General features: G+C 64.8%; 14 protein-coding genes. 5 read left to right on the plus strand and 9 right to left on the minus strand.

Annotated features, from left to right (window positions below; genetic code table 11):
- The first annotated feature begins 448 nt into the window (after positions 1–448).
- The 4 genes from dksA to C8C89_RS03090 all read left to right on the plus strand — a co-directional run bounded on the left by dksA (position 449) and on the right by C8C89_RS03090 (position 3,266).
- The gene (gene dksA / locus C8C89_RS03075) at positions 449–901 is read left to right on the plus strand and encodes an RNA polymerase-binding protein DksA (RefSeq protein ID WP_034753066.1); all 453 of its coding nucleotides are present in this window, start codon (positions 449–451) and stop codon (positions 899–901) included.
- Between the two features lie 219 nt (positions 902–1,120).
- A complete protein-coding gene (gene hslV, locus C8C89_RS03080) occupies positions 1,121–1,657 on the plus strand; it encodes an ATP-dependent protease subunit HslV (protein WP_096233303.1) in 537 nt (178 codons plus the stop codon).
- A gap of 39 nt (positions 1,658–1,696) precedes the next feature.
- Positions 1,697–3,055 (plus strand): ATP-dependent protease ATPase subunit HslU, encoded by a 1,359-nt coding sequence (gene hslU, locus C8C89_RS03085; protein WP_133988854.1) that lies wholly within the window; start codon positions 1,697–1,699, stop codon positions 3,053–3,055.
- A 16-nt stretch (positions 3,056–3,071) separates the two neighbouring features.
- The gene (locus C8C89_RS03090; RefSeq protein ID WP_101483521.1) at positions 3,072–3,266 is read left to right on the plus strand and encodes a hypothetical protein; all 195 of its coding nucleotides are present in this window, start codon (positions 3,072–3,074) and stop codon (positions 3,264–3,266) included.
- 67 nt (positions 3,267–3,333) lie between these two features.
- Here C8C89_RS03090 and C8C89_RS03095 read toward each other — a convergent pair whose 3' ends face one another.
- Entirely contained in the window at positions 3,334–3,948 is a 615-nt protein-coding gene (locus tag C8C89_RS03095; RefSeq protein WP_133988855.1) for an outer membrane beta-barrel protein, read from the minus strand.
- 168 nt (positions 3,949–4,116) lie between these two features.
- Between C8C89_RS03095 and C8C89_RS03100 the strand changes: the two genes are divergently transcribed.
- Entirely contained in the window at positions 4,117–4,899 is a 783-nt protein-coding gene (locus C8C89_RS03100; RefSeq protein WP_243857882.1) for a helix-turn-helix transcriptional regulator, read from the plus strand.
- On the opposite strand, the gene C8C89_RS03105 is transcribed toward C8C89_RS03100, so the two are convergent.
- The 8 genes from C8C89_RS03105 to gspL form a co-directional block, all read right to left on the minus strand.
- On the minus strand, positions 4,872–7,142 hold the full coding sequence (locus tag C8C89_RS03105; protein ID WP_101483519.1) for a patatin-like phospholipase family protein: 2,271 nt from the start codon (positions 7,140–7,142) through the stop codon (positions 4,872–4,874). The genes C8C89_RS03100 and C8C89_RS03105 overlap by 28 nt on opposite strands.
- Positions 7,143–7,212: 70 nt before the next feature.
- Positions 7,213–7,773, minus strand: a complete 561-nt coding sequence (locus C8C89_RS03110) for a type II secretion system protein N (protein WP_101483518.1) — start codon at positions 7,771–7,773, stop codon at positions 7,213–7,215.
- Between the two features lie 19 nt (positions 7,774–7,792).
- Positions 7,793–9,013 (minus strand): type II secretion system inner membrane protein GspF, encoded by a 1,221-nt coding sequence (gene gspF, locus C8C89_RS03115; protein WP_133988856.1) that lies wholly within the window; start codon positions 9,011–9,013, stop codon positions 7,793–7,795.
- Between the two features lie 10 nt (positions 9,014–9,023).
- The gene (gene gspE, locus C8C89_RS03120) at positions 9,024–10,445 is read right to left on the minus strand and encodes a type II secretion system ATPase GspE (protein WP_101483516.1); all 1,422 of its coding nucleotides are present in this window, start codon (positions 10,443–10,445) and stop codon (positions 9,024–9,026) included.
- Between the two features lie 10 nt (positions 10,446–10,455).
- Positions 10,456–12,702: a type II secretion system secretin GspD gene (gene gspD, locus C8C89_RS03125; protein ID WP_101483515.1), complete on the minus strand. Its 2,247-nt coding sequence runs from the start codon at positions 12,700–12,702 to the stop codon at positions 10,456–10,458.
- Complete coding sequence (locus C8C89_RS03130) at positions 12,699–13,475, minus strand: type II secretion system protein N (RefSeq protein WP_133988857.1); 777 nt, start codon at positions 13,473–13,475, stop codon at positions 12,699–12,701. Before C8C89_RS03130 ends, gspD begins: the two co-directional genes overlap by 4 nt.
- Positions 13,472–14,005 carry a type II secretion system protein GspM gene (gene gspM, locus C8C89_RS03135; RefSeq protein WP_101483513.1) on the minus strand — a complete coding sequence of 178 codons (534 nt, stop codon included), beginning with the start codon at positions 14,003–14,005 and terminating at the stop codon, positions 13,472–13,474. Before gspM ends, C8C89_RS03130 begins: the two co-directional genes overlap by 4 nt.
- A complete protein-coding gene (gspL, locus tag C8C89_RS03140) occupies positions 14,002–15,231 on the minus strand; it encodes a type II secretion system protein GspL (protein ID WP_243857883.1) in 1,230 nt (409 codons plus the stop codon). The genes gspM and gspL overlap by 4 nt, the downstream gene beginning before the upstream one ends.
- Position 15,232 lies beyond the last annotated feature (1 nt).

The raw sequence follows: 15,232 nt of genomic DNA on the forward strand, positions 1-15,232 counted from the left end.
CAGAAACAAAAGGGAAAGTTAAGCATGCTTTCCCGCTGTCCGACACCCATCTTGCTGGTATAAACCAACAAGTAGCCGTCTCTGATCGGCTAGGCAACAAATCGGGATGGCAATATAAGGCAAAGCATGCCAAAATCAGCGACGAAAACGGCCCATGTCGTTCGCCTGTCATGAAATGCTGGCAAACTGCCACTGGCCACATGCCAGGCATGCAAGCGATCCACCCAACACGCCCATTGTCGCGCGCATAGCGCGACTGGCATAGAGCGGTAAAAAGTTATCAACATGGCAAATGTAGCCGGCCGGTAGTCCTGGCCGCCGCCGGCAAGCCAAGGTCGCAAGCAGTACATCCGGACAGCAATGCCCAGCGGAACCTGTACAGTTGCTCGGCATCGCCGCATCAACTGATCAATTTGAAAACTCTGTCGTATCGAAGGTAAGCGAAGTTATGACCAAAACTAATAAATCGACCCCGGCCGCCAACCAAGACATCCCTCTCATCAGCGAAGACCAAATTCGCGCCATGAGCGAAGATGACTACATGAATCCGGCACAACTGGCATTCTTCAAGGCGCGCCTGCAGCAGCTCGAAAAAGACTTGCTGAAAAACGCCGGCGAAACCACGGAACACTTGCGTGAAACCGTGCTCGTACCGGACCCTGCCGACCGCGCCACCATCGAGGAAGAGCATGCGCTGGAACTGCGCACGCGCGACCGCGAACGCAAATTGCTGAAGAAAGTACAGCAATCGATCGCCAGCATCGACGCCGGCGACTATGGCTGGTGCGAAGAAACGGGCGAGCCTATCGGCATCCCGCGCCTGATCGCCCGTCCGACCGCCACCTTGTCGCTGGAAGCACAGCAACGGCGCGAACTGAAGCAAAAGCTGTACGGCGACTGATCTCCCTCACCTGGCGCGGCCGCCCCGGCGGCCCCGCGATGGCGAAAAAAAGCACACAACCTGCGTTGCGTGCTTTTTTTTCGTCCCGCGCCGACTACACTAAAGCAGACAGGGCTGCGGCAAGTGCCGCTTGCAATTGCCTTTTCCATCCCCACTTTTGAGCCATGGGCGCGCACCGCATGACGCTGCACGCATCGGCACGAATCTTTTGAGGTCACTATGGAACAATTTCACGGCACCACCATCCTCTGCGTCCGGCGCGGCAAGCAAGTCGCGCTGGGCGGCGACGGCCAGGTAACGCTGGGCAACATCGTCATGAAGGGCACGGCCCGCAAAGTGCGTAAGTTGTATCAGGGCAAGGTCCTGGTCGGCTTTGCCGGCGGCACCGCCGATGCCTTCACCCTGCTCGACCGTTTTGAAGGCAAGCTGGAAAAGCACCAGGGCAATTTGCTGCGCGCCTCCGTCGAACTGGCCAAGGACTGGCGCACCGACCGCGTGCTGCGCCGCCTGGAAGCGATGCTGCTGGTGGCCGACAGCGAGTCGACCCTGGTCATCACGGGCAATGGCGACGTGCTGGAACCGGAAGACGGCATCGGCGCCATCGGCTCGGGCGGCACCTTCGCCCAGTCCGCCGCCAAGGCGCTGCAGGAAAACACGGACTTGTCGCCGGCCGAAGTGGTCAAGAAATCGCTGACCATCGCCGCCGAGCTGTGCATTTACACGAATATGTCGCACATCATCGAGACGCTGGACTAAACGTCCCCGAGCAAAGAATACAGAAAGCCAACTATGATCATGAACATGACCCCGTCGGAAATCGTTACCGAACTCGACAAGCACGTGGTGGGCCAGGCCAAGGCCAAGCGCGCCGTCGCCATCGCCCTGCGCAACCGCTGGCGCCGCCAGCAGGTGGCCGAGCCCCTGCGCCATGAAATCACGCCCAAGAATATCCTCATGATCGGCCCCACTGGCGTCGGCAAGACGGAGATCGCGCGCCGCCTGGCCAAGCTGGCCGAGGCGCCGTTCATCAAGATCGAAGCGACCAAGTTTACGGAAGTGGGCTATGTGGGCCGCGATGTCGACACCATCATCCGCGACCTGATCGACATCGGCATCAAGCAGACGCGCGCGCTGGAAATGAAGAAAGTGCGCGCACGCGCCGAAGATGCGGCAGAAGACCGCGTGATCGACATCCTGGTGCCGCCGGCGCGCGACTTCGGTTTCACGCCGAATACGCCTGCGGCCGTGGACAGCGGCAGCGGCAACGGCGACAGCACGCGCCAGACCTTCCGCAAGCGATTGCGCCAGGGCGAGCTCGATGACAAGGAAATCGAGATCGAGCTGGCCGAGGCGGGTCCGCAGATGGAAATCATGGCGCCGCCGGGCATGGAAGAAATGACGGAGCAGATCAAGTCCATGTTCTCGGGCGTGGGCGGGCAGCGCAAGAAGGCGCGCAAGGTCAAGATCCGCGAAGCATTGAAACTGCTGGTCGAGGAAGAAGCGGCCAAGCTGGTCAACGAAGATGAGCTGAAACAGAAGGCCATCCAGAACGTCGAGCAGAACGGCATCGTCTTCCTGGATGAAATCGACAAGATCGCCTCGCGCTCGGAATCGGGCGGCGCCGACGTCTCGCGCGCTGGCGTACAGCGCGACCTGCTGCCGCTGGTCGAGGGCACGACCGTCAACACCAAATACGGCATGATACGCACGGACCACATCCTGTTCATCGCCTCGGGCGCGTTCCACCTGTCGAAACCGTCGGACCTGATTCCCGAACTGCAGGGGCGCTTCCCCATCCGCGTGGAGCTGGAATCGCTGTCGATTTCGGACTTCGAACGCATTTTGACCAGCACCGACGCCTGCCTGACGATGCAGTACGAAGCCTTGCTGGCGACGGAAAACCTGAAGCTGCAATTCGCGCCGGAAGGCATCACGCGCCTGGCGGAGATCGCTTATTCGGTCAACGAGCGCACGGAAAACATCGGCGCGCGCCGTCTGCACACGGTGATGGAAAAACTGCTGGAAGAAGTGTCGTTTACGGCCAGCGAAGGCAGCAGCACGACGGAAAACGTGCTGGTGATCGATGCCGCGTATGTGAATGAACGCCTGGAGGCGCTGTCGGTCAACGAGGACCTGTCGCGCTACGTGCTGTAATCAAGGAGGGAAACCGATGGCAAACAAGGCCTTGGCGACGCGGCAGAAAATGCAGTTCCGCGTCGAACCCTCGCAAAAACCACGCAACCCCGTCGCCACAGCCGCCCTGCAGCGCGCCGCCGGCGCGCACGTGAAAACCATGTCCGGCCAGCGCCAGCAGGAAAAACGCCTGCTGGCGAAATTGCTGCTGAAGGTAGAAACGGATAAATAGGCCGCCCGCGGACACCCCCGTTTCTGGGGGCGTCCGCCATCAGGCCATCATTGCCGGCCACCTACCGTCAGAAACGGTAGGACGCGCCCAGCGAAAACATGTCAACCTTGGTCGTTTGCTTGCTGTTGTACTTGACGGGCACGCGGTCCCAATCGAGGTGCAGCGACCAGTTCTTGTTCAGCGCATACGCCGCGCCAACGCCATAGATCAAGCCAATCTTGTCCTTCTTGTCCGAACCGCCGCCCAGATAATCGACCTTGCCCTGCGTATAGGCAGCACCGGCGCGTCCGCTCAGGCTGAAGGCGTCGAACTGGTAGGCGAGCACGCCTTGCATGCCGAGGCCGGTGAACTTGCCGCGGCCGGCAACCTTGCCTGCGCCCGTGTCGAAGCCGGATTTGACTTCACCACCCAGATACCCCACCAGCTCAACCGAAGGCAGGGCCACGCCGCCCTGAAACGGCAGCGCGTCGAAACTGTAACCCAGGTAGGCCTTGCCATTGCGCTTGCTGCTTTTGTCGCAGTCGCCTTGTCCAGGCACGCAATCGAGGCCGCTACTGGCGCGAAAGCCATAGCTGGCGCCCGCATAGAAAGGACCTGGTACAGGCTCGGCTGCGGCGGCATGCAGGGGAGCGATGGCGGCCAACGCCAGCAGCGCTGCGGGGAAACGGAAAGATGGAAACATGGATAACCTCTACAAGTGGATGGATTGCCTGGTTGTAGCGCGCTGCGCGAGCCACAAGCGGGAGTGTCATCTCTTTTGCCGAGAAGTACTATCACCTTGTGCAAAGTGCCATTAGCGGCTACATTCGGTACCGTCATCCGCTACCAAACTTGTAAAAAAGGATATCTCGTGAGTTCACCTGAACTGGTTTTGCGCGTGCTGCGCACCCAACTGCGCGCCGCCGGCATCACGTACAAGGTACTGGCCGAACGCATCGCCATGAGCGAATCGAGCGTCAAGCGCATGTTTGGCCAGCACGATATGTCGCTGTCGCGCCTGGCCCTGATCTGCAAGGCCTCCGGCATCGCCATGGAAGACGTACTGCGCGGCGCAGCCGACATCACGCCGCATGCCGACACACTCACCCTGGTGCAGGAAAAGTCGCTGGTGGCGCATCCGCGCCTGCTGCTGGTGGCGATCTGCTGCCTGGGCCACTGGAGCCTGGAGCAGGTGGTGGAAACGTATGCGCTGACGCAGGCCGAGTGCATCGGCTGCCTGGCCGAACTGGACCGGCTAGGCCTGATCGAACTCAAACCGCTGAACCGCTACAGCCTGCGCGTCTCGAACGCCTTCCACTGGCTGGCCGACGGCCCGGTGCAGCAGTACTTCCGCGAACATGTGGTGGCCGATTATTTCAGCGGGCATTTCGACGGCGCCGGCGAAACCCTGATGTGCATCCCGGCGCGCCTGTCGCTGTCGAGTGCGCAAGAGCTGGTGCAGAAAATCCGCCAGCTGGCCGAGGAACTGGCGCGGCTGCACCAGAATGACCGGCGCCTGGCGCCCGCCGAGCGCGACGGTTTCACCCTGCTGCTGGGTTTCCGTTCATGGGAATTTGCCGCCTTCACGGCTTTGCGCCGCAGCTCGGCCGCAGCGCCGGGCGCCGTTTACCAGACCGGTCCCAGGAACAGATAGAAGGTGCTCTCGCCGCCCTTGGACGCGCCCGAGGCGACGTACACGGGGCCGAAGCGCGTATCGACGGAGATGAAGGCGCTGCTCGCCTGCGTGAACTTGCTGGCCTTCCAGCGCGCGTTCTGGTCGAAACCGCCGCCCATTTCCAGCGAAAATCCGGCCCGCACGGCGCCGCCCAGAGTGCTGGGCAGGGAACCGATGCGGCGCGCCATCACGAAGCGCGCCAGGGCGATGCTGCGCCCGCTCACCGATTGAAATTCCGTGCCGGACAGGCGCAGGAAACCACCGAGGTTGAGCGGTGCCTCGCCACGCTGCGAGCGCGCCCATTCGCCATACACATGGCCAGCCCAGTTGCCGCGGCTAAAAGCCTTCAACCCCGTGATGGACGATTGACCCACGGCCGCTTCGCCCGACCCCGTGGTCGTATCGCGCGTCCAGGTGGCGTCAAACAGCACGCCGCGCGTGGGGAAGCCGGGCGAATCGAGCGTATCGGCGCGGAACTGCACAAACTGTGTGCTGCCCAGCGCGCGCAACTCAGGCAGCGCGGGGTCGGCCGGAATCGCCAGCTTGCCCTTGACTTCCCTGCGCGTGACGCCAAACTGCAAATCGCCCCAGTTGCCGAACTGGCGTCCCAGTACCAGCGCCGCCGTCTGGCCGTTATAGGCCAGGCGCGCGCTGCGCCGTCCCTGGTCGAACAAATCCATCGCCGACGAGGTGTATTGCAACTGCGGTGCGATGTACCACGGGTTGCCGGCACCCAGCGGCTGCCAGAACTGCACGCCATAGCCGCGCGCATTGCCGATCTGCGCCATGCTGCGCAACTCGCCGCCCCAGCTGTTCAGGTTCGAACGCACATGCAGCAGCTTCAGGGCAAAGCTATTGCTGTCCCTGAAATCGCTGGACAGCTCCAGGCCCAAGCGCAGGCGATTGCTGGCCCATGGCGCTTCGACCGCCTTGATGGTCACCGCGCGCTGCTCACCGGCATCGACCACTTCCGTCTCCACGCGCGCCACGTCGCCCCGGCCATACAGCTTGCCGGCCGCCTTGAGCACGTCTTCCTGGCTGACCGCCTGCCCTTCCTCCAGCCCCGATTGGGCTTGCAGGATGCGCGGGTTGATATCCCCCTCGCTCTCCACCACCAGGCGGGTCAGCGGCAAGGCCACGTCCAGCAGGGCCGGCGCGGCCAGGCGCAGCTGCTCGCGCGCCGCATACTGCTCCGGCGGCAGGGCCAGGGGAGCCAGGCGCGCGGCCAGCGCTTGCGCCGCCTGCTCGCCGGCGCGCATGGCGCGCGCATAATTTTCAAAGTCGAGGAAACTGACGCCCGTCAGGTCCGGCGCCACAAGGATATCCTGCGGGCGTAGCTCCTTGAGCGAGCGCTGCACGTTCTGCTCCGTGAGAATCTGCAGCATTTGCTGCGCCACGCCGATGGCGCTGCCCAGGTCTTTTTCCGGCGCCAGCGGCGTGCCCACGTTAACGGCGATGACGATGTCGGCGCCCATGGCGCGCGCCATGTCGACGGGCAGGTTGCGCACCAGGCCCCCGTCCACCACCAGCCGGTTGTTGACGCGCACGGGCGAAAACACGCCCGGCACCGCCAGCGAGGCGCGCATCGACAGGAACAGCGGCGTGTCGACCAGCTCCACCAGCTCGCCATTGACCAGGTCCGACGCCACCGAGCGGAAAGGCAGCGGCAGCTGGCTGGCGGGACGGTCGCGCATGCCGGCCGGCAGCAGCCGGTTCAAGGCCATCTCCAGCGCCGCATTGCTGGCCGCGGCCGGCGGCGTGGAAATGCCATTGCGGCTCACGCCAAATTCGATGCGCGACGGCAGCAATAAATCTTCCTCGCGGCGGCGGAAAGCCAGCTCGTCGCGCGGCGGCCGGTCGGCCACCACGCGCGCCCAGTTGGTCTCGCGCGCCATCTTCTCCAGGTCCGCCACGGACGCGCCCGCCGCATAGGCGCCGCCCACCACCCCACCCATGCTGGTGCCGACCACCATGTCGATCGGCACATGCAGCTCCTGCAGCACTTTCAATACGCCGATATGCGCGAGACCGCGCGCACCGCCACCCGACAGCACCAGGGCGATGCGCGGACGCGCCGCTACGGGTGCGGGAACGGCCAGCGCGGAAGCGGAAACAGGGGGAGGGGCAATGACGGCGGGAACATCAGCGGCGGCGCCAGCTTGTGGCAAGGCGCACAGCGCCGCCACGCAGCCTGCTGCCAGGACGGCACGGATGGAAAACATGAGGACTCCTGTCGCGATGGCGACACGGCGCCATCAGCATGATGGTAATGGGGTAGTTCCGAAAATCAGCTCAATTCGACGGCGGCGTGCTGGTGGTGGTCACCTGCGGCGGCGCCGGCATTATGGTTGCCGGACGCTGCTGCTCCATCGGCAGCGGCGGCGGCACCAAATTCGTTGTCGGCGCAGGGGCCGGCGCCGGGGTGGCGGACACTTGCGCCGGCAAAGCCAGCGCCTTGTCGTCGGCCACCAGGTCGATACGCTTGCTGACGCCGCCATCGCGCAGCAGCACATGGCGCGCATGCACTTCCAGCACCGTCACGCCTGGCACCACCTCGGCGCCTTCCGGCAGTGCCACAGAAGGCTTGCCATCGGTCGAGATGATGGCCACGCTGCCACGGCCATTGCCGGCGGCGACCACGCCCTTGAGCTGGTAGTTGCTGGCCGTGGCCACGCTGACCTGGCCGCCGAACAGCGAAGCGCCCGCCTCCACGCTGGCATCCTGCACCACCGGCACGGGGGGTGGATTGATGGGGCGTTGCGGTGCCTTGAACAGCTGCATGGCCCAGTAGGCCAGCGACACGGACAGCGCCACGACGGCGAGCAAACTTACAAGTTGTGGCAAACGCTTCATGGTTTCCTTGATATTTCTCTTAACGCACCAGCTGATTAATCTCAATAATCGGCATCAGCACGGCCAGCACGATCAGCAGCACCACCACACCCATGGCCAGGATCAGCGCCGGCTCCAGCAAGCCGGCGATGGTCAGGGTGCGGCGTTCCAGATCCTGCTCCTGCGCACTGGCGGCGCGTTCCAGCATGGCCGGCAGCTCGCCCGTGATTTCGCCCGCGCGTATCATGTGGATCAGCATGGGCGGAAAATGCTTTTGCGCCGACAGCGCGCGCGCCAGGCTGACGCCCTCGCGCACGGCGCCGCTGGCCTCGGCCACCAGTTCCTGCATCGCCACATTGGTCAAGGTATCGCGGCTGGTGTCGAGCGCGCGCAGGATCGGCACGCCGGACCCCGTGGTGATGGCCAGCGTGCTGGCGAAGCGCGCCGTGTTCAGGCTGCGCTCGAACTTGCCGTACAGGGGCGCCGTCAGCAGCCAGGTATGCCAGCGCCGTTTCAATGCAGGCTGCTGCAGCGCGCGGCGCCAGGCCACCCAGGCGCCGACGAGGGCAATCGCCACGATGATGCCGTAGTGGCGCACGAAGTCCGACAGCGCCAGCATGATCACCGTCAGCATGGGCAGCTTCTGCTTGGTATTGGCGAACACGGAAACGATCTGCGGCACCACGTAGGTGAGCAGGAAAATCACGATGGAAAACGCCACCACCGTGACGATGGCCGGATAGGTAAACGCCAGCTTGACCTTCTGCACCAGCGCATTGCGCCGCTCGATATAGTCGGCCAGGCGCGACAGCACGCGCGACAAATGGCCGATCTGCTCGCCCGACGCCACCAGCGCACGATAAATTTCCGCAAAATCGCGTGGATGGCGCGCCAGCACGTCGGAAAACGCGGCGCCGCCTATCACTTCCGAACGGATGGAAGCGATCAGGTCGCGCAGATACTGCCGCTCGGCCTGTTCCAGCAGGGCGGAAAAGGCTTGCTCCAGCGGCAGGCCCGCTTCCAGCAGGCTGGCCAGCTGGCGCGTAAACAGGGCCAGCTCGGTGCTGGACAGGCGCTCGCCGAAGCCGCGCCGCTTGGTGACGCCGGCGGCATCGACCTGCGCGGCGATCGGCTCGACGGTCAGCGGTACCAGGCCTTGCACGCGCAACTCGGCGCGCGCGGAACGGGGGCTATCGGCATTGAGCACGCCCTTGCGGGTGGCCCCTTGGGCGTCGACGGCTTCATAGCGGAATGCGGGCATGGTGGCGGGCCTAGTCTTTGGTCACGCGCAGCAATTCAGCCTGCGTGGTGGTGCCGTCGCGCAGCCAGCGTTCGCCGTCGTCGCGCATGCTCGTCATGCCGTCCTGCAGGGCGACGGCGCGCACGTCCGCTTCCGAGGCGCGGTTGTGGATCTGCGCGCGGATCTGCTCCGTCGTGCGCAGCAGCTCGTACACGCCCACGCGGCCCTGGTAGCCCGTCTGGCCGCACTGCTCGCAACCGACCGCCTGCCAGTACTGGCCATCGAAGGTTTTGCAGGAGCCGCACAACTTGCGCACCAGGCGCTGCGCCAGCACCCCAAGCAAGGATGACGACAGCAGGAACGGTTCGATGCCCATGTCCAGCAATCGCGTGACGGCCGCCGACGCATCGTTCGTGTGCAAGGTCGCCAGCACCAGGTGACCCGTCAGCGATGCCTGCACGGCGATCTGCGCCGTTTCCAGGTCGCGGATCTCGCCGATCATGATCACATCGGGATCTTGCCGCAAAATTGCCCGCAGCGCCTTGGCAAAAGTCATGTCGATGCGCGGGTTGACCTGCGTTTGCCCCACTCCCGCCAGGTCGTACTCGATCGGGTCTTCCACCGTCAGGATGTTCGTAGTGGTGGCGTTGAGCATCGACAGCGCCGCGTACAAAGTCGTCGTCTTGCCCGAACCGGTGGGACCGGTGACGAGCACGATGCCGTGCGGCTGCGTGATCAGACCATCGAACTGTTTCAACATGGGGGCGCTCATGCCCAAGTGCTGCAAGTCGAGGCGGCCCGCTTCCTTGTCCAGCAAACGCAATACGGCCCGTTCGCCATGCCCCGTCGGCAGGGTCGAGACGCGCACGTCGACGGGTTTTCCACCCACGCGCAGGGTGATACGGCCGTCCTGCGGCAAGCGCTTTTCGGCAATGTCGAGCTGCGCCATGATCTTGATGCGCGAGATCAGCGAACCGTGGATGGCCTTGCGGGGGCGCACCACGTCGCGCAGGCTGCCGTCGATGCGAAAGCGCACGACGGACGTCTGCTCGAAGGGCTCGATGTGAATATCGGAAGCACCTTCGCGCAGCGCCTGCGTCAGCAGCGCGTTGATCATGCGGATGACGGGCGCGTCGTCGGACGATTCGAGCAAGTCCTCGATGGCCGGCACGTCCTGCAGCAGCTTGGTCAAGTCCAGGTCGGCGTCGAATTCATCGGCCATCTGCGACGCGTCGCCGCCGCCGCCCGCGTAGGCGCTGGCGATGGCCGCATCGAGTTCGCCGCGCGGCAGCACCGTCAATTGAATCTGGCCGAAACGGCGCGACACTTCGGCAATGGCCGCAGGCGCCGTCGATGCCGCCACCAGCACGTCGACCGGGGCGCCATCGACCGCGCCGGGCCGGGCCAGCAGGCCGAAATCGCGCGCGTAGGCGTAGGGAAGCAGATTGCTCATGGCTGTCCCGTCACTTCTGCTGCTGCGGAGGCTGCGACTGCGACTGCTGCTGGTATTGCTGCAGCAGCGGCGGCGTGGCGGCGTTGGCCGGCGCGCCTGGCGGCGGCGTCGGTGCCGGCGGCACGGGGCGCGTCACCATGTTGCCACCCACCGGCTGGCCATCCTGCAGGGCCGGCAGGACGGGCGTGCCCAGGTCTTTCAGCATCAGATTGCCCGTGGCCGGCACGGCAGCCGTCTCGGCCGAGCGCATGTAGTCGTAGCGGTCGGCCGCCAGGCTGCCGCTCTGCTCCTTGTTGCGCACGATGACGGGGCGCAGGAAGATCATCAAATTCGTTTTCTTGCGCTCGCGCGTCTGGTACTTGAACAGGTTGCCAATCAGGGGGATGTCGCCCAGGCCGCGCACTTTTTCCGCATTGTCGCCCGTGCTGTCCTCGATCAGGCCACCGAGCACGATGATCTGGCCATCGTCGGCCAGCACATTGTTTTCGATCACGCGGTTGTTGATGGTAATGCCGCTGACGGCCGACGCCGTGGATTTGTCCACGCTCGACGTCTCGTGATAGATGCCCAGCTTGATCGTGCCGCCCTCGGAAATCTGCGGGCGCACCTTCAGGGTCAGGCCCACTTCCTTGCGGTCGATGGTCTGGAAGGGATTGGTATTGGTGCCGGCCGTGCTGGTGTACTGACCGGTCAGGATAGGCACGTTCTGGCCCACCTTGATGGTCGCCAGTTCATTGTCCAGGGTGATCAGGTTCGGCGTCGACAGGATGTTGGCGTTGCCGTCCGATTCCAGCGCATGCGCCACGGCGCCCAGGCCCAGCGCGCCGTTGATCTGCTTGAAGATGCCCACCGTCAGACCGCCCGTCGGCAAGACCTTGCCGCCGCCCGTGGCGATGGCGCCGATGTTGTTGGTGGTGCCCGAGGCGAACGACTGCAGCGCCCCCACGCGGTAGTTGCTGCTGCTGTCGCCTGACAGGCCCAACCACTGCACGCCGAATTCGGACGCCTTGGACGACGTCACTTCGACGATCAGCGCCTCGATGTAGACCTGGGCGCGGCGCACGTCGAGCTGGTCGATTACGGCGCGCAGGTTACGGTAGACAGCCTCGTTGCACGTCAGAATCAGGGTATTCGTCGACGCATCGGCCTGAATAAAGCCGGCCGCACCACCGGACGACAGCTGCTGCGGCCCGTTGTTCAGCGAAGCGCCACCCGTGGTGCCGCTTTGCGTATTGCCGCCCAGGCCAGTGCTGTTCATGCCACTGTTGTTCTGGCTGATCTGGTTATTCGTGCCCTGGTTGCTGGTGCCCTGCTGCGCCGTGGCGGCCGTGCCGTCCGACGTCACCACCGAGCGCAGGGTCTGCGCCAGCTTGGTGGCATCCGCGTTCTTCAGGTACACCACGTGCACATTGCCCAGCTGCGTGGTGGGCTGGTCCAGCTTGGAGATCAGCGACTTGGCCAGGTTGGCGCGCGCCGCCGATGGCGCGCGCAGCACCAGCGAATTGGTGCGCGGGTCGGCCAGCACGGAAACCTTGCCCGTGTCGGCGGCCGCGCCGGCACCCGCATTCCCGCCTTCCATCAGCTTGTTCACCATCGAGGCCAGGTCGGAAGCGATGGCATAGCGCACGGGGATCACGTCCAGGTCCGTCGAGGCGGGCACGTCGAGCGCGGCGATGATCTTCGCCAGGCGCTTGAGGTTATCCGCGTAATCGGTGATCACCAAGGAGTTGTTGCCCGGGTTGGCGTTGATCGTGTTGTTCGGCGAGATCAAGGGGCGCAGCACGGCCAGCAGATTGGACGACGATTCGTAGTTCAGGTAAAACACCTGGGTGGCGATCTGGTCGCCCTTCACCTGGCTGGCGCCGTTGCCCACCTGGGTCGGCACGGATTGCAGCTTGGCGTCCGCTTCCGGCACCACTTTCGCATAGCCGTCGCCGGAGACCACCGCGTAGCCCTGCAGGCGCAACGCGGAGGCCAGCAGCCCGAAGGCTTGCGTCTTGCTGATGGATTTTTCCGACACCAGCGTGATCGTGCCCTTGACGCGGGGATCGATGACGAAATTGATGTTGGTGTAATGGCCCACTGCCTTGATCACCGATTCGATGTCGGCGCCGACGAAATTGAGTGCCGCTTCATCGCCGGGCGCGGCCCAGGCGGGTGCCGGCATGCCGGCCACGGAACAGCACAGCAAGGCGGCGGCCGACAGGCGGCGCAGCGAAAAGGAGAAGGTATGGGGGCTCACGGATGGTTTTTTCATTGTCTGAACTCTAAGGCGATGATGTTTTTTTCGCTATTGCTACGGCGCTGTCCCAGCAAATTCAACAAACTCGCCAAGGTCTCTTCATATCCTGCTGCGGCCTGGGCCTGGCCGGAAAACTGCATGCGCCCCTGTTGCAGGCTGCCGCTGCCGTCGAGCAGCAGCGGTCCCTTGAGGGAGCGCAAGGTCAACGTCGCCTGCTGCCCCTGCCAATCGAAATCAAGCTCGTAGCTTCCCAGCGGACGCAAGGACGACAGGCGCGAGGCCATGTCCGTCATCTGCAAGGTGGTGCGGCCAACGGCGGAAAACTGCCGCTGCACCAAAGCCAGCTCCAGGGTGCTCCACGACAGGCGCATGCTGCCCGTCGGCGCCACGGTATTTAACGGCGCGCCCAGGCCGCCCAGGCCATCGGCCGGCAGCAGCAGGGCCGCCGGACTGACCTGCCAGTGCGACCACGAGCCGCGCAAATTGACGGCCTGCGACAGCGCCTGCGCATTCTGCAATTCCACGTCGACCGATCCCCACAGCACGGACGGCGAAATACGCCAGCTGAACCGCCCCGGCAGCAGTGGCGTCACGGCGCCATTCGCGCTGGCCGCCCCGCCAATAAAGGCCGAACCGCGCCACAGGGTACCTTGCGCGTCGCCCAAGGTCAAACGTCCGCCTGTCTGCTTTTCCACGATGCCCGCGACCCAGCCAGCCGGGAAAAATACCAGCAGGGTGACACACACGCTGACGATGATGGCCAGCAGCCAGCCAAGCAAGCGCATCATCGTGCCGCGCCCGGACTCTGGTGCAGGGTCAGACTGGCATCGACCAGCCCCGCCTTGCCCTGTGCCGTGATCTTCGCGTCCTGCACCGCCACGCGGCCTTCGCGGCGCAAGCCGTCCAGCCACAGCATGACGCTGGCAAACGGCACGCCATTGAGCTGCACGCGCGCGTATTCGCCCGTCAGCGACAGCGATTGTGGCGTCAAGCCGCGCGCTTTCAACGAGGCGTCGAGGCTTTCGCGGCCCATGGGAGCGACCTGCACGGGCGCCTGGCGCGCCAGTTCGCCCGCTTCACGTGCCAGTGCCTGCAACTGGGCCGCGTTCTGGCGCAGCTCGGGCAAGCTCTTTTGCAAGGCGATGCGTCCCGTCCAGGCCGGCTCGAAAAACACCGCGTAGACGAGGGCCAGCCCCGCCACCACGCCGCCGATGGTCAACAACTTGCGCTCCTGCTGCGTGCGTTCCGCCCAGAAGGCTTGCACGGCCTGCTGCTGCCGCGTCAACGCGGCGCGCGCCTTGTTTACTGCTGCACTCATGCTTTTGCTCCCGTGGCCGGCGTGATCTTCCACACGCCCGGCGCCGTTTCATTCAAGGCCAGCTTGCGCGCGGCCAGGCCATCGCGCACCTGCGCCTGTGCGCTGGCATCGACCATGTCCGGTTTCAGCTTGACGATCAGGCTGCGCTCGCGGTATTCCAGCGAGGCCACCACGCCGCGCCCGGCCAGGCCACCCAGGGCCTCGCCCAGTGCCGCGCTCATGCTGGTGAAGTCATCCATGCTCGCTTGCCCGCTTTGCAGGCGGGCGGCAGCGATATTGCGCCGCATCTGTTCCGCTTCCAGCCCAAACACGGGCGCTTCATTCGGATACGCGGCCTTGAAGGTTTGCTGCATCGAGGTACGCACGGTGGCGGCCTCGCGCTTCAGGCGCATCCATTCGATATTCATGCCGGCCAGGTTGACGATCACTGCCAGCAGCGCCAGGCGCAGCGGCCAGCGCCAGCGGCGCCATTCCGTGGCAGATCCCGTGGCCGTGCCAAGCGCGGCGGCCAGGTCCAGTCCTGCATTCTTGGCACCAGCAATCCAGTGCGCCCAGTGGTCAGGCTCCAGCGTCACGCCATCCATGCCGGCAGCGAGCTGTTGATATTGCGCAAGCTCGGCCTGCGCCACGTAGACCGTCAGTGGCACATCGCCGGCAAACGCGCGCGTCGTCAGCAGCGCCTGCTGCGGCTGGGCCGGCAATACCAGGCCCAAACCTTCTTGCGGTGCCTGGCGCAAGGCCAGTTCCAGGCTGTCGCCGCTTGCCTGCAAGAATGCCGTCACGCTGCCCGGCTGCAAGGGCAGGCATAGCTGCGACGGCAGCAGCGCCACCTTGCGCGCGCCCTGCGCCAGCAAAGCTTTCACGAGTACCTCGGCCCAGGCGCGCTGCGCCACGGCCACCGTGCGCATGCCGGCAGCGTCGGGCGCGCCGGCGGCCAACAGGCAATCCTGGGTGTCGCCGAGGATATGTTCTTCCACCAGGCCGGGCAAGGCCGCGCGCAAACGGGCGCCAGCCAGTGGCGGCGTTTTCAGGCGCAGCAGAGTCACGTCGGCCGCCGCCAGCAGCAGCACCACCTGCTTCGCACCAGCGATCAGCTGGCCCAGGCTGCCCAGCGGCGCGCTGCCCTGCTGCTGCAGGGCGCCGCCGTCGCCGGCCAGCACGAAGGGGCAGGCCGGTGCGCTGTCAGTGGACGCCTTGGCCGGGTGACGGATATACAATATTGTCAAA

It is taken from the genome of Janthinobacterium sp. 75, assembly GCF_004365495.1.
Taxonomy (GTDB): Bacteria; Pseudomonadota; Gammaproteobacteria; order Burkholderiales; family Burkholderiaceae_D; genus Janthinobacterium.

Bases quoted from the DNA above. Each gene is read 5' to 3' on its own strand.
- dksA (WP_034753066.1), top strand. From the start codon at position 449: ATGACCAAAACTAATAAATCGACCCCGGCCGCCAACCAAGACATCCCT.
- hslV (WP_096233303.1), top strand. From the start codon at position 1,121: ATGGAACAATTTCACGGCACCACCATCCTCTGCGTCCGGCGCGGCAAG.
- hslU (WP_133988854.1), top strand. From the start codon at position 1,697: ATGAACATGACCCCGTCGGAAATCGTTACCGAACTCGACAAGCACGTG.
- C8C89_RS03090 (WP_101483521.1), top strand. From the start codon at position 3,072: ATGGCAAACAAGGCCTTGGCGACGCGGCAGAAAATGCAGTTCCGCGTC.
- C8C89_RS03095 (WP_133988855.1), bottom strand. From the start codon at position 3,948: ATGTTTCCATCTTTCCGTTTCCCCGCAGCGCTGCTGGCGTTGGCCGCC.
- C8C89_RS03105 (WP_101483519.1), bottom strand. From the start codon at position 7,142: ATGTTTTCCATCCGTGCCGTCCTGGCAGCAGGCTGCGTGGCGGCGCTG.
- C8C89_RS03110 (WP_101483518.1), bottom strand. From the start codon at position 7,773: ATGAAGCGTTTGCCACAACTTGTAAGTTTGCTCGCCGTCGTGGCGCTG.
- gspF (WP_133988856.1), bottom strand. From the start codon at position 9,013: ATGCCCGCATTCCGCTATGAAGCCGTCGACGCCCAAGGGGCCACCCGC.
- gspE (WP_101483516.1), bottom strand. From the start codon at position 10,445: ATGAGCAATCTGCTTCCCTACGCCTACGCGCGCGATTTCGGCCTGCTG.
- gspD (WP_101483515.1), bottom strand. From the start codon at position 12,702: ATGAAAAAACCATCCGTGAGCCCCCATACCTTCTCCTTTTCGCTGCGC.
- C8C89_RS03130 (WP_133988857.1), bottom strand. From the start codon at position 13,475: ATGATGCGCTTGCTTGGCTGGCTGCTGGCCATCATCGTCAGCGTGTGT.
- gspM (WP_101483513.1), bottom strand. From the start codon at position 14,005: ATGAGTGCAGCAGTAAACAAGGCGCGCGCCGCGTTGACGCGGCAGCAG.